Source organism: Bacillus sp. FSL R5-0397 (genome assembly GCF_038593395.1).
Lineage (GTDB): Bacteria > Bacillota > Bacilli > Bacillales > Bacillaceae > Bacillus > Bacillus altitudinis.
The window spans coordinates 2,427,948-2,450,177 of the sequence record NZ_CP151992.1; the positions used below are offsets into that span (position 1 = coordinate 2,427,948).

At 42.4% G+C, this 22,230-nt stretch carries 19 protein-coding genes and 1 other annotated feature; of the genes, 2 read left to right on the top strand and 17 right to left on the bottom strand.

Features of this window, described 5'->3' with window-relative positions:
• Window positions 1-8: 8 nt before the first annotated feature.
• The 7 genes from NSQ70_RS12475 to NSQ70_RS12505 form a co-directional block, all read right to left on the bottom strand.
• Window positions 9-1,028 (bottom strand): rod shape-determining protein, encoded by a 1,020-nt coding sequence (locus NSQ70_RS12475; protein WP_007501538.1) that lies wholly within the window; start codon window positions 1,026-1,028, stop codon window positions 9-11.
• A 90-nt stretch (window positions 1,029-1,118) separates the two neighbouring features.
• Window positions 1,119-1,793 (bottom strand): DNA repair protein RadC, encoded by a 675-nt coding sequence (gene radC, locus NSQ70_RS12480; RefSeq protein WP_026050121.1) that lies wholly within the window; start codon window positions 1,791-1,793, stop codon window positions 1,119-1,121.
• Between the two features lie 48 nt (window positions 1,794-1,841).
• Entirely contained in the window at window positions 1,842-2,411 is a 570-nt protein-coding gene (locus NSQ70_RS12485) for a Maf family protein (RefSeq protein WP_007501543.1), read from the bottom strand.
• 177 nt (window positions 2,412-2,588) lie between these two features.
• Window positions 2,589-3,782, bottom strand: coding sequence for an SPOR domain-containing protein (locus NSQ70_RS12490; RefSeq protein ID WP_341017061.1), 1,194 nt, complete (start codon window positions 3,780-3,782; stop codon window positions 2,589-2,591).
• Window positions 3,763-4,494, bottom strand: coding sequence for an A24 family peptidase (locus NSQ70_RS12495; protein WP_024718403.1), 732 nt, complete (start codon window positions 4,492-4,494; stop codon window positions 3,763-3,765). The genes NSQ70_RS12490 and NSQ70_RS12495 overlap by 20 nt, the downstream gene beginning before the upstream one ends.
• A gap of 149 nt (window positions 4,495-4,643) precedes the next feature.
• On the bottom strand, window positions 4,644-5,948 hold the full coding sequence (locus tag NSQ70_RS12500) for a folylpolyglutamate synthase/dihydrofolate synthase family protein (RefSeq protein ID WP_285851006.1): 1,305 nt from the start codon (window positions 5,946-5,948) through the stop codon (window positions 4,644-4,646).
• 65 nt (window positions 5,949-6,013) lie between these two features.
• Entirely contained in the window at window positions 6,014-8,656 is a 2,643-nt protein-coding gene (locus tag NSQ70_RS12505; RefSeq protein WP_047946288.1) for a valine--tRNA ligase, read from the bottom strand.
• A 59-nt stretch (window positions 8,657-8,715) separates the two neighbouring features.
• Window positions 8,716-8,945 (bottom strand) — a binding site (T-box leader).
• Between the two features lie 166 nt (window positions 8,946-9,111).
• Between NSQ70_RS12505 and NSQ70_RS12510 the strand changes: the two genes are divergently transcribed.
• A complete protein-coding gene (locus NSQ70_RS12510) occupies window positions 9,112-9,303 on the top strand; it encodes a hypothetical protein (RefSeq protein WP_024718406.1) in 192 nt (63 codons plus the stop codon).
• A gap of 79 nt (window positions 9,304-9,382) precedes the next feature.
• On the opposite strand, the gene ysxE is transcribed toward NSQ70_RS12510, so the two are convergent.
• The 8 genes from ysxE to hemA all read right to left on the bottom strand — a co-directional run bounded on the left by ysxE (window position 9,383) and on the right by hemA (window position 18,289).
• A complete protein-coding gene (gene ysxE / locus NSQ70_RS12515) occupies window positions 9,383-10,414 on the bottom strand; it encodes a spore coat protein YsxE (protein WP_035391224.1) in 1,032 nt (343 codons plus the stop codon).
• A gap of 37 nt (window positions 10,415-10,451) precedes the next feature.
• A complete protein-coding gene (locus NSQ70_RS12520) occupies window positions 10,452-11,702 on the bottom strand; it encodes a LysM peptidoglycan-binding domain-containing protein (RefSeq protein WP_024718407.1) in 1,251 nt (416 codons plus the stop codon).
• A gap of 332 nt (window positions 11,703-12,034) precedes the next feature.
• On the bottom strand, window positions 12,035-13,327 hold the full coding sequence (hemL, locus tag NSQ70_RS12525) for a glutamate-1-semialdehyde 2,1-aminomutase (protein ID WP_249855670.1): 1,293 nt from the start codon (window positions 13,325-13,327) through the stop codon (window positions 12,035-12,037).
• 27 nt (window positions 13,328-13,354) lie between these two features.
• Window positions 13,355-14,326, bottom strand: a complete 972-nt coding sequence (gene hemB / locus NSQ70_RS12530) for a porphobilinogen synthase (RefSeq protein WP_007501555.1) — start codon at window positions 14,324-14,326, stop codon at window positions 13,355-13,357.
• Window positions 14,323-15,114, bottom strand: a complete 792-nt coding sequence (locus NSQ70_RS12535; protein ID WP_342502188.1) for a uroporphyrinogen-III synthase — start codon at window positions 15,112-15,114, stop codon at window positions 14,323-14,325. The genes hemB and NSQ70_RS12535 overlap by 4 nt, the downstream gene beginning before the upstream one ends.
• On the bottom strand, window positions 15,111-16,046 hold the full coding sequence (hemC, locus tag NSQ70_RS12540; RefSeq protein WP_024718409.1) for a hydroxymethylbilane synthase: 936 nt from the start codon (window positions 16,044-16,046) through the stop codon (window positions 15,111-15,113). The genes NSQ70_RS12535 and hemC overlap by 4 nt, the downstream gene beginning before the upstream one ends.
• 37 nt (window positions 16,047-16,083) lie before the next feature.
• Window positions 16,084-16,914: a cytochrome c biogenesis protein gene (locus NSQ70_RS12545; protein ID WP_007501558.1), complete on the bottom strand. Its 831-nt coding sequence runs from the start codon at window positions 16,912-16,914 to the stop codon at window positions 16,084-16,086.
• A 7-nt stretch (window positions 16,915-16,921) separates the two neighbouring features.
• Entirely contained in the window at window positions 16,922-18,289 is a 1,368-nt protein-coding gene (hemA, locus tag NSQ70_RS12550; protein ID WP_342502594.1) for a glutamyl-tRNA reductase, read from the bottom strand.
• Between the two features lie 240 nt (window positions 18,290-18,529).
• Between hemA and NSQ70_RS12555 the strand changes: the two genes are divergently transcribed.
• Complete coding sequence (locus NSQ70_RS12555) at window positions 18,530-19,015, top strand: hypothetical protein (RefSeq protein ID WP_024718411.1); 486 nt, start codon at window positions 18,530-18,532, stop codon at window positions 19,013-19,015.
• A gap of 244 nt (window positions 19,016-19,259) precedes the next feature.
• Here the strand turns inward: NSQ70_RS12555 and yihA are convergent, their stop codons facing one another.
• Both yihA and lon read right to left on the bottom strand, forming a co-directional pair.
• The gene (gene yihA, locus NSQ70_RS12560; RefSeq protein ID WP_007501562.1) at window positions 19,260-19,847 is read right to left on the bottom strand and encodes a ribosome biogenesis GTP-binding protein YihA/YsxC; all 588 of its coding nucleotides are present in this window, start codon (window positions 19,845-19,847) and stop codon (window positions 19,260-19,262) included.
• On the bottom strand, window positions 19,844-22,168 hold the full coding sequence (gene lon, locus NSQ70_RS12565) for an endopeptidase La (protein ID WP_096881697.1): 2,325 nt from the start codon (window positions 22,166-22,168) through the stop codon (window positions 19,844-19,846). Before lon ends, yihA begins: the two co-directional genes overlap by 4 nt.
• Between the last annotated feature and the right edge of the window lie 62 nt (window positions 22,169-22,230).

Consider the following 22,230-nt stretch of genomic DNA (forward strand, 5'->3'; position numbering starts at 1 on the left):
ACGCCCAATTATCGATTATCTTTAGATTTTCCTTTGAACAAGTGAATATGTTCTAGTGCTTTCCCTGTTCCGATCGCCACACAGTCAAGCGGATCTTCAGCAATAATGACCGGCATTTTTGTTTCATCACTAATGACTTTGTCAAGATTACGTAGCAATGCACCACCGCCTGTTAAAACGATTCCACGGTCCATAATATCTGCTGCCAGCTCAGGTGGCGTTTTTTCAAGTGTCATTTTGACCGCATCGACAATTGTTTCCACCGTATCGCGAAGCGCTTTTGCAATTTCTTCTGCCGTAATAGAGATCGTTTTTGGCAGACCTGTTAAAAGGTCACGGCCGCGAATGTCCATCTCATCATGTACGTCAGGCTGCGCAGAACCGATTTCCATTTTAATCGCTTCTGAGGTGCGATCACCAATCATAAGATTATACGTTTTACGAATGTAGCTGCTGATCGCATCATCCATCTCGTCTCCTGCAACACGAATCGATTGAGATGTCACAATACCGCCAAGTGAAATAATGGCTACTTCTGTTGTACCTCCGCCAATATCTACAACCATGCTTCCAGTTGGCTCCCATACAGGAAGGTTAGCACCGATTGCCGCAGCAAATGGCTCTTCAATAGGGTATGCGTCACGAGCACCAGCTTGTCTTGTTGCATCAATGACAGCACGCTCTTCTACTGCTGTAATACCAGATGGTACACACACCATCACGTACGGTTTACGAGCAAAAAGCCCTTTACCTTTTAATGCTTGATTAATGTAATATTTCATCATTGTTGCTGTCGTCTCGTAGTCTGCAATGACTCCGTCTTTCATTGGGCGCAGTGCCACAACATTACCAGGTGTACGACCGATCATGTTTCTAGCATCATTTCCAACCGCCACTATAGACTTCGTATCAGTTTCCAAAGCTACGACCGAAGGTTCTCTCACAACAATGCCTTTTCCTTTAATAAAAACAAGCGTATTCGCTGTTCCAAGATCTATTCCAAGGTCTTTTGTACCAATTCCAAACATATGTATGTATCTTCCTTTCTTAAACCAAAATTCCCTTTAGGGAAAAACTCATAAACTCTATTATATCGTAAAACATTGAAAAAAAAAGTGTTACAAATACCCTTTTTCCTTCAAACTCACAAATTTTTGATCACCGATCACTAGATGATCAAGCAGCTGTATTCCAATCAGCTTCCCACATTCAAAAAGTCGCTGTGTGACTTCAATATCTTCCCTGCTGGGCGTCGGATCTCCAGATGGATGGTTGTGCACACATATAAATGAAGCGGCCGAACGTTTAAAGGCCTCTTTAAAAATTTCACGCGGGTGAACAATCGACGAATTTAGACTTCCGATAAACACAGTATGTTTATGAAGAACTTGATTTTTGGTATTGAGATAAAGACAAACGAAATTCTCCTGCGTCAAAAATCTCATATCTTCCATCACAAAATTCGCACCATCTTCCGGCGTGCGGATCACATAACGATTGTCCGTCGTTTGATGGTGTAATCTAGTGCCGAGTTCTAAAGCAGCTAAAAGAGAGATCGCCTTCGCTTTTCCAACTCCTCGAATCTTTGACAGTTCTTCAATCGAAGCTTCCTTCACAGAACGAAGACCACCAAATGTTTGCAAAAGTCTTGCGGACACTTGAAGAACTGATTCCTTTTTTGTGCCTGTTCTCAAAAGAATCGCGACAAGTTCATGGTTTGATAAGCTGCTTGGGCCATATTTGACAAATCGTTCGCGCGGCTTTTCATCATGAGGAAAATGCTTCAGCAGCATAGGGAAATGATTCAAGATCTACACTCCTTTTTTGATTCCTTCCCGTCATCAAAAAGGGGTGATACCAAATGTTTCAAGCACTCTGACTGTTTTAGCAATAGGGAGTCCTACAACGGAAAAATAATCACCGTCTATTTTTTGTACAAACAGGGCACCTTTTCCTTGAATGCCGTAGCTTCCAGCTTTATCAAGAGGCTCACCGGTTTCAATATAGCGGTCTATTTCATCTTGTGTAAGCGGCCAAAATGTCACGTCTGTCTGTTCATAAAATGTTTCTTTTCTATTCTCTGATTGAATCGTGACACCAGTCAAGACTTGATGTGTCTTACCTGACAATAATTGAAGCATTGAGGCTGCATCTTCCTTGTCTTTTGGCTTTCCAAGACATTTGCCATCAATTGCAACAATTGTATCTGCACCAATGATCACAGCTTTGGGATGTATTTTTTGAATATCATTTGCTTTTTGTTCTGCCAACCATTGGACGTTCTCAGCAGGAGAAAGGTTTCGATTTATTTCTTCTTTTAAATCACTTGCTTGAATGTCATAAGAAAACCCTGCTAAATCAAGCAATTCTTTTCTTCTAGGTGATTGAGATGCGAGTATTAACTGGTTCATGTTTGTTCATCCTTTCAGGGTTTAGCCTAAGAAGTAAGATACCCATTCATCCTATCAAATGAACATCTTACCGACAATTAACGAAAATGCCATTTTCATGTTCCTACATCATTATGTTGGAAGCAAAAGAAAAAAACTAGTCATTTTTTGACTAGTTTGGCTGTTAAAAACATGATTTTACGTATTTAGTTGATCCAATAGCGCTTGCTGAGATTTCCAGCCATTTTCAGCAGATGGGTCATTTAAAAGCTGTACAGCTTTCAGCAAACTGCTTTTAGCTGGTGCGTCGGTTGTTTTGGCATTTTCAAGCTCAGAAATCAACTGAGTGACTTCTTTTTGATCCACATCTTCTCCTGCAATCACCTTAGAGGATAGGACAGATGCCTTCTCTATTAAACCTGTCAGCTCATCCGGCACTTGAAATGAGAGCTCTTTTCCTCCCCATGCTTCAAAGTGCTGATCGATCAATTTTTTCCCAACGGCACTTGTCATACCTTGTTCTGTGGCAAGTCCGGCAATAACATAATATCCATCATCCATTGATACCTTTTTACCTGCATATCCTGCCTCTTTTAAACTGTCAACTAAGTCATCTGCTCCTTTTTCAGAAGAAAACTTTCCAGCCTGCACCACAAAGGTTGAAAAATGACCTGCTGCACTTTTTTCACCTTCATTGTCCTTTGACGTATCTGCAAGATCAGCCGGTGGTGCATCTCCCCCAGCTTTCGCCGACGGCCCGCTTCCAGATGCTGAGACGCTGATATGATCGCCTCCTGATGGATTGGCAGATCCATCTTTACTTAAACTTAATGCAAATACACCGAGGCCTGTCCCTAGAACGACTGCAAACACAATCGTTGTCATCACTCGTTTGAAGGGACCGCGGTTTTTACTGAACTTCTGTTCAAAAGAACCTTTTTTCTTTTGATAAGGTGTGACGACCTTTGGATCCGAATGGTAAATGTGATCAGCCGCATCGTCCCATTGAAAATCTTCTTCTTTCGGTTTAGACGGTTCTTCCCCGGATGCGGCTGTCTCCTGTTCCGACTGCCTCTTTTCCTCCCAGTTCGAAAACGTCACTTGATCCTCTTGCTGTTTTTGAGGCTGATGCTCTTCTCCATGCAGCATTTCTTCCTTGCCATTAATATTGACCTTTAACCCTTGTTTTTTTGCCTGCCTTTTTTTCACTGTCATTCCCCGCTTTCTGACATTGTTTGTAAGAAAGACCTTTCTGTCCAATGAAATAGCGCGAATGTAACCCGTCCTTCTTTCTGTTTCACACTTTAACATAGCCAATAAAAAAAAGAACAAGACTTTTGTCGGCAGGTTCAAAAAGTGTTCGCCAATTTTCTCATCCAAAAAAATCACCAATTGGGTTTAACAGATCACCACAAAAAAGATAAAACCAGAAAGAACAAGCGATGGCAGGAACAAAAGGAAAGGGTTCATTTGCCTTGTAAGAAAACACCTTTGCGTAAACCATTCCCGTGACAGACGAAAGAAAAAGAATGATCAGAAACGGCTTAAATCCGAAGCAAAATGCAAACACACCAAATAGTTTGACATCCGCTCCCCCCATACTATTTGGCTTGAAATGTTCTAAACTATAAAACAAAAGAAGACAAATAAGAAGAGATGCCGCTCCTTCCCACCAAATAAAAAGCGGTTCTAGCGTGCGGTATATGACGAAAAGAGGAAAAAAGAAGAGAAAGAGCTCGTTGGGTACTCTCATATAAAAAAGATCGCTCACGACAGCAATCACGAATAAACTACATAGACTCACAAGAAAAAGGCCCTCAAAAGAGAAACCAGCATGTCTATAAACGAGTAAAAAAAGGCCGCCTGTCAACAGCTCAACCATTGGATAAAGCAAAGAGAGCCGGGTTCTACAATGCTTACATGACCCTTTCAATACAATATAAGAAAAAAGCGGGAGCATGTCGTGAAAAGAAAGCGGCTCTTTACAAGCTCCGCAATGTGAACGAGGAAAAAGAATAGACCGCTTCATTGGAAGCCTCTCACCAACTAGATGAAAAAATGACCCCATGACCATGCCTGTGAAAAACATAAAAAAATCAATCAAATTGAGTGACTCCTTCCGGAAATAGAATAGACCGGATTGTACCATAGCGATTCACCTTTGATCACCTTGCGAAAAAGTGATTTCCCCCCTCTTCTACATATCAAAAGAAAAAAGACGCACATTGCATAGAAGCAATTTGCGTCTTTTCCTTACTGTAAAATACGACTTCGTACATCTGAGATAAAATAAAGGGAACCTGTCACCAGAATCATTGCTGAAGGGTCATCTCTTTTCTTCTGAATGAAGTCAAGCACTGCACGAGGGTCTTCATCAAACGATTTTGCTTCTAAATGACTGCAAGCATAAAGCTTTTCAGCTGACTCAGCTCTTGGAAAGTCAAAGGAAACAAAATGAATCGATGAACTAATCCTTTCAAGCTTTTCGATCATTTGTTTGTAAGGTTTATCTTTTAACGCACTAAAACATACATGAACCTGTTTACTAGAAAAATGAGCTTGTACAGTTTCAATTAAACGGTCCATTCCTTCTTCGTTATGAGCACCATCTAAATAAACAAGAGGCTGATCTTGGATCTTTTCAAATCTTCCAGCCCACACCGCCTGCCGAATTCCTTCATACACTTGCTCATTTAGCACATGGATATATCCTTCTTGCTCCAGCCATTCGATCAGTAGAACGGCAAGGGAGGCGTTCTGCATTTGATGCGTTCCGATTAACCCTGTCTCTAGCTGCGAGTACTCCCTTTTTGGGGTAGTGAATGTGAAGCGTTCACCTGTTTCAGTCGGCTGCTGGTCCTTAAAGGTACAAGTATCATGTAAAGAGATAAACGGCGCATTCTTTTCTTCGGCTTTGTGTTGAATCACAGTAAGAGCTTCCGCTTGATGAACGGCCGTGATCATCGGAATCCCAGCTTTAATAATGCCAGCTTTTTCTGCTGCAATCTGATCAAGTGTGTCGCCTAAAATGGCCATATGATCGTGACCAATCGACGTAATTGCTGTTAAGATGGGTGCTGCCACATTTGTAGAATCAAGTCTTCCGCCAAGTCCTGTTTCCAAGAGGACAAAGTCTACTTGGTGCACATAGGCAAAATAAGCAAACGCACATGCTGTAATAATCTCAAACTCTGTTGCTGCACCAAGCTCAGTGTCATCTAATTCATCAACTAAAGGCTTGATTTCGTTCACCAAACTCAGCCACTCTTCGTCCAAAATCGGCTCCCCATTAACACTAATTCGTTCATTGAACGTTAAAATAAATGGCGAGGTGAAGGTTCCAACTGAATAGCCCGCTGACTGTAAAATGGATCGAGTAAATGCAATCGTTGATCCTTTTCCATTTGTTCCAGCTACATGCACCGCTTTTATTTTTTGTTCAGGATGGTCTAGTCTGTCCATCAGCCATTTCATTCGTTCAAGTCCCGGTTTGACACCGAAAGCGAGTCTGCTATGAATCCATTCAATGGCTTCATGATAGGTTGTAAACAATGTCATCTCTCATTTCATACGAAATTTTCAAAAAAGACGACTCCAATTCATTAGGAGCCGTCTTTTCACTCTTATGCTTTCAGCTCTTCAATACGCTTTTGAACAGCTTCGCGTTTTGCAACATAATCACGTTCTTTCGCACGCTCTTCTTCTACGACACTTTCAGGCGCTTTTTTCATAAAGCCTTCATTGCCAAGCTTTTTCTGAACTCGTTCCACTTCTTTTGTCAGTTTATCAAGCTCTTTTTGAAGACGGGCAATTTCTTCATCTAAGTTGATTAAGCCTTCAAGCGGCAGAATGAGTTCTGCTCCAGAAATAACAGCCGTCATCGCTTTATCACTAGCTGGGACATCTGTGCCAATTTCAAGTACACTTGGGTTCGTGAAGCGCTCAATATATGAACGATTTTTCTCTAAACGTTCCTGAACATCAGACGTAGATGCTTTAATGTAAAGCTCAACTTGTTTGCTCATTGGCGTGTTCACTTCACTGCGAATGTTACGAACAGAACGAATCAGCTCAACAAGCAGCTTCATATCAGCAGAAGCTTGTTCGTTGGAAAGCTCCGGCTTCACTTCAGGCCATGCCGCTACAGTAATGGACTCACCTTCATGAGGTAGATGCTGCCAGATTTCTTCTGTTAAGAACGGCATAAACGGATGTAGAAGTCTCATCGTTTGATCTAATACATACGCAAGGATCGAACGAGTCGTTTTCTTCGCTGCTTCATCTTCTCCATAAAGCGGAAGTTTCGCCATTTCAATATACCAATCACAGAAATCATCCCAAATGAAGTTGTATAAATGTCTGCCCACTTCACCGAATTCATACTTGTCAGCAAGCTGTGTGACACTTTCAATTGTTTCATTTAAGCGTGTTAAAATCCATTGATCAGCAACTGATTTTTCTCCTGTCAAATCAAGCTCATCGTACGTTAAACCATCCATATTCATGAGAGCAAAACGGGATGCGTTCCAAATTTTGTTCGCAAAGTTCCAAGTGGATTCAACCTTTTCAAAGCTAAAACGTAAATCTTGACCTGGAGAGCTTCCAGTCGCTAAGAAATATCTCAATGAATCCGCACCGTACTTGTCGATGACCTCCATTGGATCAATTCCGTTGCCAAGTGACTTACTCATTTTACGCCCTTGTTCATCGCGGATAAGACCGTGAATGAGGACATCTTTGAACGGTTTTTCTCCTGTGAATTCAAGACCTTGGAAGATCATACGAGATACCCAGAAGAAGATGATGTCATAGCCTGTTACAAGCAGATTGGTTGGGTAGTAGCGCTTGAAGTCTTCACTTTCTGCATCTGGCCAGCCCATTGTAGAGAAAGGCCAAAGCGCTGAACTAAACCATGTATCAAGTACATCGTTATCTTGCTCCCAGTTTTCAATATCTTCTGGCGCATCAAGTCCCACGTATACTTCCTTCGTTTCTTTATGATACCAAGCCGGGATGCGGTGTCCCCACCATAGTTGACGAGAAATACACCAATCACGAATGTTTTCCATCCAGTGTAAATATGTCTTTTCAAATCGGTCTGGAACAAATTGAACTTGCTCATCACCTTTTTGCAGATTGATGGCTTCATCTGCGAGCGGCTGCATTTTCACAAACCATTGTGTTGATAAATACGGCTCCACTACAGCTCCACTTCGCTCACTGTGACCAACTGAATGCATGTGGTCCTCAATTTTGAACAAAATGCCTTCTTCTTGAAGATCTTTCACAAGCTGTTTACGACATTCGAAGCGGTCCATTCCTTTGTATTGAAGTGCGTTTCCATTCATTGTGCCATCTTCATTCATCACAAGAATGCGCTCTAGGTTATGACGGTTTCCAAGCTCGAAGTCATTCGGGTCATGAGCCGGCGTAATTTTTACAGCTCCTGATCCAAATTCCATATCGACATAGTCATCCCCAACGATTGGAATCTCTCGGCCTGTAATTGGTAAAACAACTGTTTTCCCAATCAAATGCTGATAGCGTTCATCTTCAGGATGTACAGCGACTGCCGTATCTCCCAGCATCGTTTCAGGTCTTGTTGTCGCAATTTCAATCGAACCTGATCCATCTGCAAGCGGATATCTCAAGTGATAAAACGCACCTTGCACATCCTTGTAGATGACTTCAATATCAGAAAGGGCCGTTTTTGTTGCTGGGTCCCAGTTAATGATGTATTCTCCGCGATAGATCAATCCTTTTTCATACAATTGAACAAACACTTGGCGGACTGCTTTATTCAAGCCTTCATCTAATGTGAAACGCTCACGCGAATAGTCTAGACCTAGACCCATTTTCGCCCACTGGCTACGAATAAAATCGGCATACTCTTCTTTCCACTTCCACGTTTCTTCTACAAATTTTTCACGTCCGAGATCATAGCGGCTCACACCTTCTTCGCGAAGCTTCGCCTCTACCTTTGCTTGTGTTGCAATACCCGCATGGTCCATTCCTGGCAGCCATAAAACATCATAGCCCTGCATCCGTTTCATACGAGTCACGATGTCTTGAAGAGTTGAATCCCAAGCATGCCCTAAGTGTAATTTTCCTGTCACGTTTGGTGGAGGAATGACGACTGTATATGGATCTTTCGTTTTGTCATTTTGTGCTTCGAAGAATTTCCCTTCAAGCCAGTACGTATAGCGGTCTTTTTCAATCGCATTTGGATCGTACTTTGTTGGCATTTCTTGATTATTTGTTCCCATTTGTGTTACCTCCACATTTTTTCGGCTGATGAAACATAAAAAAAGCCTTTTCATCCTTATAAAAGGACGAAAAAGCTTTTTCGCGGTACCACCTTTTTTCACGAAACACTTAGACGTGTCCCGTACTCTCTAAAGGATAACGGGGATCTCCCGAATTTCTCTACTACATGTTTCAAGAAATTAAGCTCACAGGCGACCTTCCAAACAAGTGCATCCTAGAAAACCTTTCAGCTATTGGTTTCCCTCTCTTTAGGGTCTTGCTCGTACTCTTCCTGATCCACGCTTACGATATATCACGTTCATCAGCTTATACTCATCTTTTATTAATATTACTAAATGCCTTTTGTTTTCGTCAATCATCTTTTCCGCTTTTCTTCTTCTTTATACAAATTGGGCAGGCACCCTTTGCCTCTTTGCCCATATGATAATAACAAAATAAAGAAGGAGGGCGTTTTATTTTGAAAAAGATCAATCCTTACACACTCCCCCCATGGCTTAGACAAATTCGGGCAGTTGCCTCCCAAGTCGTTCTCCCGATTGCCATATTTCAAGGCTTTCGCACGATCATTTTTCCCACAACATTTGACGTCCTCATCTTAGGAATTCTTATATTTCTCGCCTGTGCCTTTCACCTTGATTGGTTTTAAGAGAGCTGAAAGCTGCAGGCTCACTCTTATGTATAGGTCCCTCGTTAGACATTTCATAGCGCAACAGCAAACAACCTCGTCACTCTTCTGATGACGAGGCGTTTTGTTCTTCTTCAAGGCGTCTAGCCTGCTCAATTTCGTGTATTTTCATGACGGTCGGCTCAGAATTTTTCATTTGCCAATACGCCCTTAACAGCTCCTGACAACTTTCCATCTCATCCTGTCCGCCTGCTTCATAGGCTTTCACCGTATCAAACAAACTCTGCGGATAAGCGAGGTAGCTCAAGAACAAATGAATCTCTTCCTCACGAAGTTTATTTCCCTTTTGATACGTATAAAACAAAGATGTGCATTCAGGACAAGGAGTAGGGTAGGTTTTGAATGTGCGATAGTAAAAGGTCAAAAGGTCATAAATGGGGGCAGCCTTTTTGGACCGCTCAAAATTGGTGAAATGTCCTGTACCTACATCATTGTACAAAAAGTGATGGATCGACAATTGCCCATGGTTTAACACAATACGTGTCGTCTCTTGGTCTTTCATTTCCTCATGCCAATCCTCTAAACGTTCAAGTGCAAATTCACTTGCAGACATCGCTTCTGAAAAATACATAGCAGCAGCCAGCTCAAATGGCGACATATACCATGTTTGTTCTGCCCGCTCGATAAATCGTTCATACATGTCTTTCTCTGTTTCCCATTTGCTTTTCATTTGGGTGTAGTGAGCCTCTATTTCCTGCTCAGTAATGTCCATCATGACTTCTGTTCGTTTATGAAGTCTTGCAATCTCTTGAAATAAATATTCATGTTTATCGTCCTGCTCTTCTCTCTTTTCATTTGTCAGCCATGGCATGAGATAATACGTGTACTGGCTTTCTCGATGATTAGAGAAAAAGGAACCGCTCTTCGTGCGATAAATCGGCACAAACGAGCGATAGCCTTTTGATTCTAGTTCAAGCATTTGCTCTGTAAACTGCATGTGTCGATGGGGTTTTACTCGCTTTAGTGCAAATACGCCCTGCTTTGTATACACTCTAACGACAGCTGGACTGACAGGTTCGATATATTCAGCCTCAAGCCCGTATTCGTATAGGACAGATTGGATTTCATCCACGTTCTCTCACCACATTTTCTCGGTCCATCATCTCATACTATGCGTTGCTTTTTTGATATTCAGGAATATAAAGAATCTGCCCTTCTTCAAGCTCTGCATCCACCGACAATGAATTCGTTCGAAGGAGCTGCTGCACATTCAACTGATATCGCTCACAAATACGATCGACCGTATCTTCTTGCTGAACTATACATATTTTCATGCGAGAAAAATCTTCCTCCTCCTGCTTAGCGAACAGCTTCGTTAAATAAAGAGAATTCTCACTGCCAGACGCTTCTCTCTGGTCATGTTCAAACTCCTCAGCTTCTTGAGCTGATTCATACACCTTTGGTGCTTCACGTTCATATAATCGTTCGAACTGATAGCTGTCATCCCGCTCTTCCTGCGTCTGTTCCATCTGATAAGTAGGTGATTCAAAGGCTGGATAAGCTGGCGGCGCTTCTTTTTCCTCCTTGCTCTCTGCTTCAGGGTCTTTCCTCACTTCCACCTCAAAGAACGTATCATCCCGCTCCTCTTCTTCTAGCAGCTTAGGCGAGTCAAAGAATGGCGGCTCTTGTACTTGAGCTTCTGGGAAGGAACGATACCCAAGCGCCACGGCTTCTTCTTCCTCGTATTCCTCCTCTTCTTCTTCTGCTTCTTCCACCATCACCGTCTCGATGTCTATTTCATCCTCTTCTTGTTCAGTTCGCGCTTCATGTTGCAAAGCGGCCTGCTGTTCTGCATTTTCTTCATGCTCTTCACGTGGGAGCATTTCTTGCTCTTCATATTCAGGCTGCGCCTGATATTCATAGGTGACATCGCCATATTCCTCTTCAGCACGATGGACAAATTCATATGGCCCTTCTACAAGCGGTTCAGGCGTTCCTTCATCTAACAGACCTTCAATGGCCAAATCAGCCTGAATCGTGAGCAAACGACTTTCTGTCAGCTGGTAATCAAATGCATCAATAAACACAAATACATCATTTAAATGACTAATTTTGTTCTTTGGGATCGTGATATCCACCGGAAATTGATGCAGCAGCTCCGCCGTTCCGTCCTCTCTTACCTTCACCTCATCAGCCTGCCTGTATGATGCATAGGAACTGGATTCACCCATTAGCTCCTCTTGATTTATGTTGTATTCTCCTGTTAGCTCGAGTGAACCTCTAATGGAAACATAATCATTCACTTCTTGAACGAGAATGTCAGGATCGAGAGAAATTGACAGTAGCTCACTGACTTCCTGTCCGTTTTTGAAATAAATGGACTCTTCTACCGAAAACTGTAATCGATTGTTTTGAGACAAGTCGGTGTCCTCCTTTCATCTAATCCTTCAAAATAAAATTAGATGTCAATACAGGTGTATGAAGAAGGCGGTGAAAATATGATTGGTTTTATGCAAAGCAAAAAGCCGATATGTCTCCATATCGGCTCAGCGTGTAGACAAACCCTCGCATTCGGTGTCAGTCCTGCGCGCTGGTGCTCACGAATGTCAAATTCGCTCCGCTCCAGTACTCGTCCTTCCTAGGACTGCAAAGGTTTTCTTTCACGCTGAAAAGAAGACAAAGGGCTAAAATAAAGTTCATTTTAACCCTTTGTCAACGATCTAAGCCGATATGTCTCCATATCGGCTTTTGGTTACTGAGCTAATTTTTGAAATACCTTTTCAACTGTCTCAATTGTATACTCGATGTCTTCATCCGTATGAGCAGTTGAGAGGAACAGCCCTTCGAATTGTGAAGGTGGAAGGAAGATGCCGTGATCAGCCATTTCCTTGTAGAATTCAGCGAATAAAGCGAGGTCAGCTGTTTTCGCTGTATCGTAATTGACGACTTGTTCGTTTGTAAAGAAGAATCCGATCATGGAACCGGCACGGTTAAATGTTAATGGAATCCCATGTGCTTTCGCCGCTTTTGAAATGCCTTCTTCCAAACGATCTCCTTTGCGTCTAAACTCTTCATAAGACTCAGGTGTCAGCTGTTTTAATGTTTCAAGACCTGCTGTCATCGCAAGCGGGTTACCGGATAACGTTCCTGCTTGATAAATCGGGCCGCTTGGCGCAATTTGTCTCATAATGTCCGCTCTACCGCCATAAGCGCCCACTGGCAGGCCGCCTCCGATGACTTTACCAAGACATGTCAGATCAGGCGTAATGCCAAAATAGCCTTGTGCACAATGATAATCCACACGGAAGCCTGTCATGACCTCATCAAAAATGAGTAAAGAGCCATATTCCTCTGTGATGTCTCTCAATCCTTGCAAGAAACCTTCTTGCGGAGGGACAACCCCCATATTTCCTGCAACTGGTTCTACAATGACACCTGCAATGTCGTCTCCAAATTCTTGAAAAGCGACTTTGATGCTTTCTAAATCATTGTATGGAACGGTGATCGTATTGCTTGCTGTACCTTCAGGGACACCAGGGCTATCCGGAAGTCCAAGCGTTGCCACACCCGAACCAGCTTTAATGAGCAAAGAATCACCGTGGCCATGATAACAGCCTTCAAATTTCACAATTTTGTTTCTGCCTGTAAAACCACGTGCTAGACGAAGCGCACTCATCGTCGCCTCTGTTCCAGAGCTGACCATACGAATGACCTCAATAGAAGGAACTCGTTCTGATACAAGCTTAGCTAATTCATTTTCAACTAAAGTAGAAGCACCGAAGCTTGTACCATGTTCAGCTACTCGCTGAATACTTTCAACCACACGGTCATTCGTATGACCTAAAATAAGCGGTCCCCACGATAAGACGTAATCAATATATTCATTTCCGTCAATATCGTATATTTTTGCGCCTTTGCCTCGTTCCATAAAAATCGGGTCTGTATTGACTGATTTAAATGCGCGCACAGGGCTGTTCACACCACCCGGCATTAACTGCTGCGCTTCTTTAAATGCTTGCTTTGACTTTTCATAGCTACGTCCCATTTCAATGTCCTCCTGTCTATCCGTTCTTTATTCTGAGAGCCATTTCGCTGCATCTTTTGCATGATACGTAATGATTAATTCTGCGCCTGCACGTTTCATGCTAGTCAGCATTTCAAGAACAAGCTCTTTTTCAGAAATCCAGCCATTTTGAGCTGCTGCTTTCACCATTGCATACTCTCCGCTCACATTGTACGCAACAACAGGAAGTGTAAATTCATTTTTCACATCACGCATGATATCTAAGTATGAAAGTGACGGCTTCACGATCAGGAAGTCAGCGCCTTCTTCTACATCAGACTGCGCTTCTCTCAGTGCTTCTAAGCGGTTTGCAGGGTCCATTTGATACGTTTTACGATCTCCAAACTGCGGTGTGCTATGCGCCGCATCACGAAACGGACCGTAAAAAGCACTTGCATATTTCACAGCATATGACATCACAGGCACATGAACAAAGCCGGCCTCATCAAGCGCCTCACGAATTGCGATAACAAAGCCATCCATCATGTTTGATGGAGCAATGATATCTGCACCTGCACGAGCCTGACTGACAGCGGTTTTCGCTAAGAGCTGAAGAGATTCATCATTTAAAATTTCTCCATCTTCAACGATTCCGCAATGTCCGTGATCTGTATATTGGCATAAGCAAGTATCAGCAATGACCACAAGCTCTGGGAAATGCTTTTTGATTTCAAGCGTTGCTCTTTGAACAATCCCATGATCGTGATAAGCTTCACTGCCAACATGGTCTTTATGGTCTGGTACCCCAAAAACAATGATAGATTTAATCCCAAGGTCAACAAGCTCTTGGACTTCTTCTTTCACAAGATCAACTGAAATGTGATAGACCCCCGGCATTGAAGGGACTTCTTTCCGGACATTCTCTCCCTCTACAAAAAAGATGGGATAAATGAAATCAGAGGGTCTTAAAAATGTTTCTCTCACCAATTCTCTCATTCCTGCGCTTGTACGCAATCTGCGGTGTCTGTTAAATTTCATCATTGGTACAACTTCCTTTCAGATAAACGGCACATCAAATCAAGCATCCCGTCTATCGTATAAGTATCTGGGGTTTCAGAAGAAATCCCGTATTGAAGCAGTGCCTCTTGTGTAAGAGGACCGATGCTCACAAAACATGTGTCTGATGCAGCTAATCTATCGATATCAGCCTTCATGGCGTGCATAAAAGAATGAACAGTGGAGGAGCTTGTAAATGTAATAAAATCAAATGATTGCTCCATCATTGCCGACTTGAGTGCGATAATTCCGTCCTCATCCTTCACTGTTTCATATATAATCCACTCTTTTACGTCAATGCCAAGCGGAACGAGGGTATTCTTCACCACATCTCGTGACAGGTGACCTTTTGCTACAAAGACACTTTCTTCTGGGTGTACATGTTCAATTAAAGCATCTGCCAGTTCTTCTGCTATAAAACGTTCTGGAACCACATCCACTTTTAAGCCGTGCTGCATCAGATAGGCAGATGTTTTTTCACCTACGGCCGCCACTTTCAAGTGGGATAAGCTTTGATGTAATTGATGCTTCTCTATATAACTGAGAAAAAAAGACGCACCATTTACACTCGTAAACACAAGCCAATGGCTTGCTTCTAAATCTTCTAAAAATGCCTTCGCTTTTTCTTTTGTCAGCGTTGGCTCAAACCTGATAAGAGAGGTTAAAACAGCATGGCCGTTCAGCGCTTCAATTTTCTGCTGAAACGCACCCGCTTGACGTTCATTTCGAGTGACAAGCACCGTCTGTCCGTAAAGCGATTTGGCTATCGTCATTGGGAAGACAGATCCTTTTTCACCTTGTCGATCAAATCCTTTGCTCCCTTATCAGCCATCTGCTTCGCACATGCTGTTCCAATTGCCTCAGGGTCAGTACCTGTTACGGTTTCTCGAATAATCGTATGCCCATCCGCAGATGCCACAAGACCTGTCAATTCAATTTCATCACGCTCATTCATCGTTGCGTAACCAGCGATCGGCACTTGACAGCTTCCATCCATTTGTTGAAGGAAAGCTCTTTCAGCAAGGACCGTTTTCTTTGTATACTCATTTGTGAATTGAGCTAACAGCTGCAAGAGCTCTTCGTCATCTCCCCGGCATTCTATCGACAATGCGCCCTGCCCTACAGCAGGAAGGCAAGTATCAGGAGATAAAAATTCCGACACGACTTCTTGACTCCAGCCCATTCTAGACAATCCGGCAGCCGCTAGAATAATCGCATCATATTCTTCATTTTTCAGTTTTTCAAGTCTCGTATCAATGTTTCCACGGATCCATTTAATCTCAAGATCTGGTCTCTCCTGAAGAAGCTGGGCACTGCGCCGTAAGCTGCTCGTTCCCACAACCGCTCCCTTTGGCAGTTCATGAAGACGGAGATGATCCTTTGAAATCAATGCATCCCGCACATCTTCACGCTCAGGAATACAGCCGATGACTAAACCTTCCGGAAGAGAGGCCGGCATATCTTTCATGCTGTGTACCGCCATGTCAATGTCATGGTTCAGCATTGCCTGTTCAATCTCTTTAACAAACAGACCTTTTCCGCCAACCTTTGATAAGGTCACATCTAAAATTTGATCACCCTTTGTCACAATCTCTTTAATTTCAAAAGAATAAGAAGGGTTTAGTTCAGACAACTTTTGAATGACCCATTTTGTTTGTGTAATCGCAAGTTTGCTTCGTCTAGAACCTACTTTAATTGTACGCATTACGTCTTCCTCCCGACAATGCCCTTAAGACTCATCATTATTGAAACCAATGAAAGGTTGATAAGCTACCAAGCAGAAAATAATTGATCATCAGCACAAGAAATGAAGCGACATTCCATCGCGCCACGATTTTGCCCTGCATATTTCTCACCAGTCTAATGTATAAGTAAAAGCCGTATAAAAACAACATAATAAACGAACCGAGCACCTTTGCATCTGTCCAGTACAACGTATCATACGAAATATATGCCCATATAATGCCAAGAATTAAACTAAGCAAGAGCATCGGCACGCCAATAATATTTAAGACATACGCCATATGATCAAGCTTTGATAAGTCTTCAATTCTCAAAAGCCATTTTCCCCATTTTTTCTTTTTCAGCAAACGATATTGAAATAGGTAGAGTAGTGAAAAAGCAAATGAAAGTGAAAAAGCGCCGTATGATAAAATGGCCATCGTAATATGAATGACGAGCAGCTCACTCGTCAGTTTTCCAGTCAGTTCGGCAGAATGAAGATCAGATGGTGTAAAGGTGTGAATCGCCATCATGGAAAAACCAATCACATTTGTAAAAAAGACAATAAATTCAACGCGTAATACTTTTGTCAAAACAAGTGACAATGTCACAAGCACCCACGTATAAAAATATAACCCCTCTGCTACATTCAACACAGGGAATCGGTCTGTTTCCATCATAATATAAAACATGTAGACTGTTTGCAGCAGCCAGACAATAGAAAGCAACCAGAAAGCCATTTTTCCAGCCTTCCGGTTGTGTTGAAGAAAATCTATGAAATAGAACAAGACACTGAGTGCATAGATCAAGGTCGTCGCTTCACCTAGTCTCGCTACAATGGATTCCATCATCGCCTAATCACTCACTGGCAACTGTAGCAAGGCCTTGTGCCATATTTGTTTTAAACAGCTGAAACGCCCCTTGCTCCACCTGCATCGGCTCTGCCTTTTGCTCTTCATCTTCAACCTGTAAATCAAAGATTTCTTTAAAGAGTAAAAGTTTTTCCTCTGCATTCGGCTCCCCGGCAATTTCTTTGGCCTTTAAGATAGGATCTTTCAGCATTTGATTGATGATGCTTTTCGTATGTTTATTTAACAGCTTCATTTCACGATTTGTGAGGTTTGGAAGCTTTCGTTCGATGCTTTGCATCGTATCCGCTTGAATCGAGAGTGCTTTTTCTCTTAAAGCAGAAATCACAGGAACCACTCCGAGCGTATTAAGCCATTGCTTAAATTCCACAATTTCAGCTTCGATGAGAAGCTCCACCTCTTCAGCTACTGCACGTCGCTCTTTCAGGTTAGCTGCCACAATGCCCTCAAGGTCATCAATGTCATACAAAAAAGCACCTTCTACTTCAGAAATAGCTGGATCTAAATCACGTGGTACTGCAATATCCACCATGAATAGAGGTCTGCCTTTTCTCTGTTTGTTCGCTTTTTCGACCATTTCCTTTGTGATCACAAATTGTTTAGCCCCAGTAGAGCTAATTAAAATATCCGCTTCAGATAAAGTTTTTTCTAATTGATTCAAGCTCTTAGGCTCTCCTGAAAAGCGGCCGGCCAGTTCTTTGGCCTTTTCAAACGTTCGATTGATGACTGTTACCTGGCCAATCCCTTGACCTTGAAGGTTTTGAGCCGCCAGCTCGCCCATTTTACCCGCACCAAGAATAAGGACATGTTTATCAGAAAGACGTCCAAAGATTTTTTTGGCAAGTTCCACTGCCGCATAGCTGACAGATACAGCATTAGACGCAATATCTGTTTCCGCATGAGAGCGCTTCGCAACTGTTACCGCCTGCTTAAACAAATAATTGAAAACGGTACCAATGGTCTGCTCCTCTTGAGCGACTTTAAAGCTTGAGCGCACTTGACCGAGTATTTGTGTTTCACCAATGACCATAGAATCAAGTCCACAGGCAACCCGGAATAAATGCTCAACCGCTCCATCATTTTCATAAAACTTCAAATATGGAGAGACATCTTCTTTTTCTAAACCGAACCAATCTGCTAAAAATCTTTTTATATAAAACCGACCAGTATGAAGCTGATCTACAACTGCGTAGATCTCTGTTCGATTACATGTTGAGATGACGATATTCTCTAGAATGCTTTTTTCTTCTTTAAGCTTGGACATCGCTGTTCCGAGCTCGCTCGGTTCAAAGCTCAGCTGTTCCCGTATCTCAACAGGGGCTGTTTTATAATCTAAACCCACAACAAGAATATGCATAACTTCAGCTTGCACCCCCAACGCCCTGTCTAATTTATAATAATTACAATATAGAATTTATTATTTATAATGATTATAACATATATTCATTTTTAACTGGATAAAAATTGTGAACAGATTTCAAAAATGTTGTGATATAGTAGAAAAATGTTCGACATCGAATGCCATATCATCACTTCAAGCAATTTACCAGATTTGGCGCGTGCGGACAAATGATCTGCTTATAAGAAGGTGACATCTTTGAAGAAGAAATCTATTTTGCTGCCGCTCACTTTGCTGGCTGTAGCGCTATATGCCATTCTCTCAGGAGATCAATTTGACATTTGGAAAGATCAGGAGAAATGGTATACACTTGTACTGCTTTTTGGCCTTGCTTTCTTATATCAAGGAAAGAAGGAGCAGGAAACCTCTCATGTGTTTATCGGTATGCTCATGACAGGCCTTGCGCTACACTTTATCCTTCAGCCGAAATTAGAACACTGGCCAGATACATTTACGATGATTGTGTTCATCGTCGGCCTCGCACTTTTGATGAAATCATCACAGAAAAAGGAATATCGAATAGAAAGTGTTGTTCTCATTGCACTCGGTCTATTCCTTTATTTCTTTCAACAAATTACAAAGCAACTTAGCACACTTTCGATCCCTACTTCCGGTTTTGAATTGTACTGGCCATATGTATTGATTGCCGTCAGTCTCCTCTTATTATTTTTAAAAAGGAAATAACTTATACAATAAAAAGGCATCTGCTATGTGCAGATGCCTTAGAATGTTGACAAATGGCTAAAATGAACTTGATTTTAGCCATTTGTCTTCTTTTCAGCGTGATAGAAAACCTTTGCAGTCTAGGAAGGACGAGTACTGGCGCGGAGCGAATTTGACATTCGTGAGCACCAGCGCGCAGGACTGACAACGAATGCGAGGGTTTGTCTTCACGCTGAGGCATCTGCTATGTGCAGATGCCTTTCTTTTAACTGTTAATCTTCGCAAGGATCGCATTCCAGGCTTCATCTTTTCCCTTTTTTGTTTCAGAAGAGAAAAGGATTAATTCATCTGATGGGTCGATGTCGAGTGTCTGTTTGACGACTTTCGCATGCTTTTCCCATTTGCCTTTTGGAATTTTATCGGCCTTTGTCGCAATAATGATCACAGGAACTCCATAGTATTTAAGGAATTCATACATGTTCACATCATCTGCGGATGGCTTATGACGCAGATCCACAATTTGGACGACTGCTTTTAACTCTTCACGCATTGTAATATACGTTTCGATCATTCTCCCCCATGCTTCGCGCTCTGTTTTTGATACTTTTGCAAAGCCATAACCTGGGACGTCCACAAAGTGGAGCATATCATTAATAATGTAAAAATTAAGCGTCTGGGTCTTTCCTGGTTTAGAAGACGTACGCGCTAAATTTTTCCGATTAATCAATGAGTTAATGAACGAGGACTTTCCAACATTTGACCGTCCAGCAAGTGCGATCTCAGGCAGTCCCCCGCTCGGGTACTGCTCTGGTTTCACCGCACTAATGACGATATCTGATTTTGTTACTTTCATCTTCCCTCTCCTACTAACGCTTTCTCAAGCACCTCATCTAAATGTGAAACCGGAATAAAAGTTAATCCTTCTCTCACACTTTCAGGAATATCATCAATATCCTTCTCATTGTCCTTTGGAAGAATAATCGTTTTCAGTCCTGCACGATGTGCGCCTAATGCTTTTTCTTTTAATCCGCCAATCGGAAGCACTCTTCCTCTTAACGTAATTTCTCCTGTCATGCCAACCTCTTTTGAAACAGGACGTCCTGTGAGTGCTGATACAAGAGCCGTCGCAATGGTAATACCAGCTGATGGCCCGTCCTTTGGAACCGCACCCTCTGGAACATGGATATGAATATCGTGCTTTTCATTAAATTGAGGATCAATGTTCAGTTCATCTGCTTTTGAACGAACATAACTGAATGCCGCCTGCGCAGATTCTCTCATGACATCACCGAGCTTACCTGTTAGCAAAAGCTTACCTTTACCCGGTGAGAGTGAGACCTCGATGGACAAGGTGTCTCCGCCAACTGTGGTATATGCAAGCCCTGTGACAACGCCGACCTGATCTGTCGTTTCCGCCTGACCATAACGGTAAAGTCTTTTTCCGAGGAATTCAGATAAGTTCTTTTCCGTCACTGTGATGCGTTTGCGGTCTTCAGCCACAATTGCTCTTGCCGCTTTTCGGCAAATCGCCGCAAGCTGACGCTCTAATCCGCGGACTCCTGCTTCTCTTGTGTAATAGCGAATCATATCGTAAATCGCTGCTTCACGAAGCTGCAAGTTCCCTTTCTTTAATCCGTGCTCCTTTAGCTGCTTCGGCAGAAGGTGATCTTTCACAATTTCTGCTTTTTCAACTTCCGTATACCCTGCAATCGTGATAATCTCCATTCTATCACGAAGTGGACCTGGAATGGTTGCTAAATTGTTGGCAGTTGCGATAAATAAGACTTGAGACAAATCAAATGTCTCTTCAATATAATGATCGCTAAAATTATGATTTTGCTCTGGATCTAACACTTCAAGCATCGCAGAAGACGGATCTCCCCTAAAGTCAGAAGACATTTTATCAATTTCATCTAAAAGAAAGACCGGATTCATTGTGCCCGCCTTGCTCATCCCGCGAATGATACGGCCAGGCATCGCACCTACATAGGTTCTTCGATGACCACGGATCTCAGATTCATCACGTACACCGCCAAGAGAGATACGGATAAACTTTCGATCGAGTGATTTGGCAATGGATTTAGCAAGTGACGTCTTCCCTACCCCAGGAGGTCCTGCTAAGCAAAGAATCGGTCCCTTTAATGAATTTGTCAGTTTCTGAACAGCAAGATATTCGAGTACCCGCTCTTTTACTTTTTCAAGCCCGTGGTGCTCGTCATCTAAAATTTCGCTTGCAAGCTTTAAATCTAGACGATCTTCTGTATAAGTGCCCCACGGCAGATTGATCAGCCAATCAATATAATTGCGAATGACAGAACTCTCAGCAGAGCTTGAAGGGATTTTTTCATAACGGTTCAGTTCTTTTAAAGCCGTTTCACGAACGGAATCTGGCATGCCGGACTCTTCAATTTTAGCCATAAGCGTACTGACTTCGCCTGTTTTCCCCTCTTTGTCTCCAAGCTCTTTTTGAATAGCTTTCATTTGTTCGCGCAAATAATATTCTTTTTGCGTTCGCTCCATTGAACGTTTGACACGCTGGCCAATTTTCTTTTCAATCTCTAGCACTTCTTTTTCATTGTGAATGAGACTGATGACCCGATTCAATCGTTTTTTGACATCGACTGTTTCCAGCACTTCTTGCTTGTCTTTTAATTTCAAAGGAAGGTGGGAAGCGACGATATCTGCCATTCTTCCAGGTTCTTCAATATCCGTCACCGTTGCATATGTTTCAGCTGAGATTTTTTTTGAAATTTTTATGTACTGATCAAAGTGATCTAACAAAGTGCGCATGAGTGCTTCTGCTTCTGCGTCCTTTAATTCTTCTTCTGTCAACTCTTTAATATCGACTGACGTATAGTCTTCTAGCTCCATGTAGGATTCGATCTGCGCTCGATTTAAGCCTTCGACGAGCACACGGATCGTTCCATTTGGCAGCTTCAGCATTTGTTTAATTTTTGTGTAGGTGCCGACTTTGAAAATTTCCTCTTCACCTGGTTCATCTATTGAAATTTCCCGCTGTGTTGCTAGAAAAATCATATGATCGTTCATCATCGCCTGTTCTAATGCTTGAACAGACTTTTCGCGCCCAACGTCCAAATGCAAGACCATTGTTGGATAAACAAGCAAGCCTCGCAGCGGAAGGAGCGGAACATTCTTTTTGATTTCATCTGCCATGTTGATAGACACCTCCGTCACTAGTATGAATCATTATAATATACCTGTTTCAGTCTTGTACA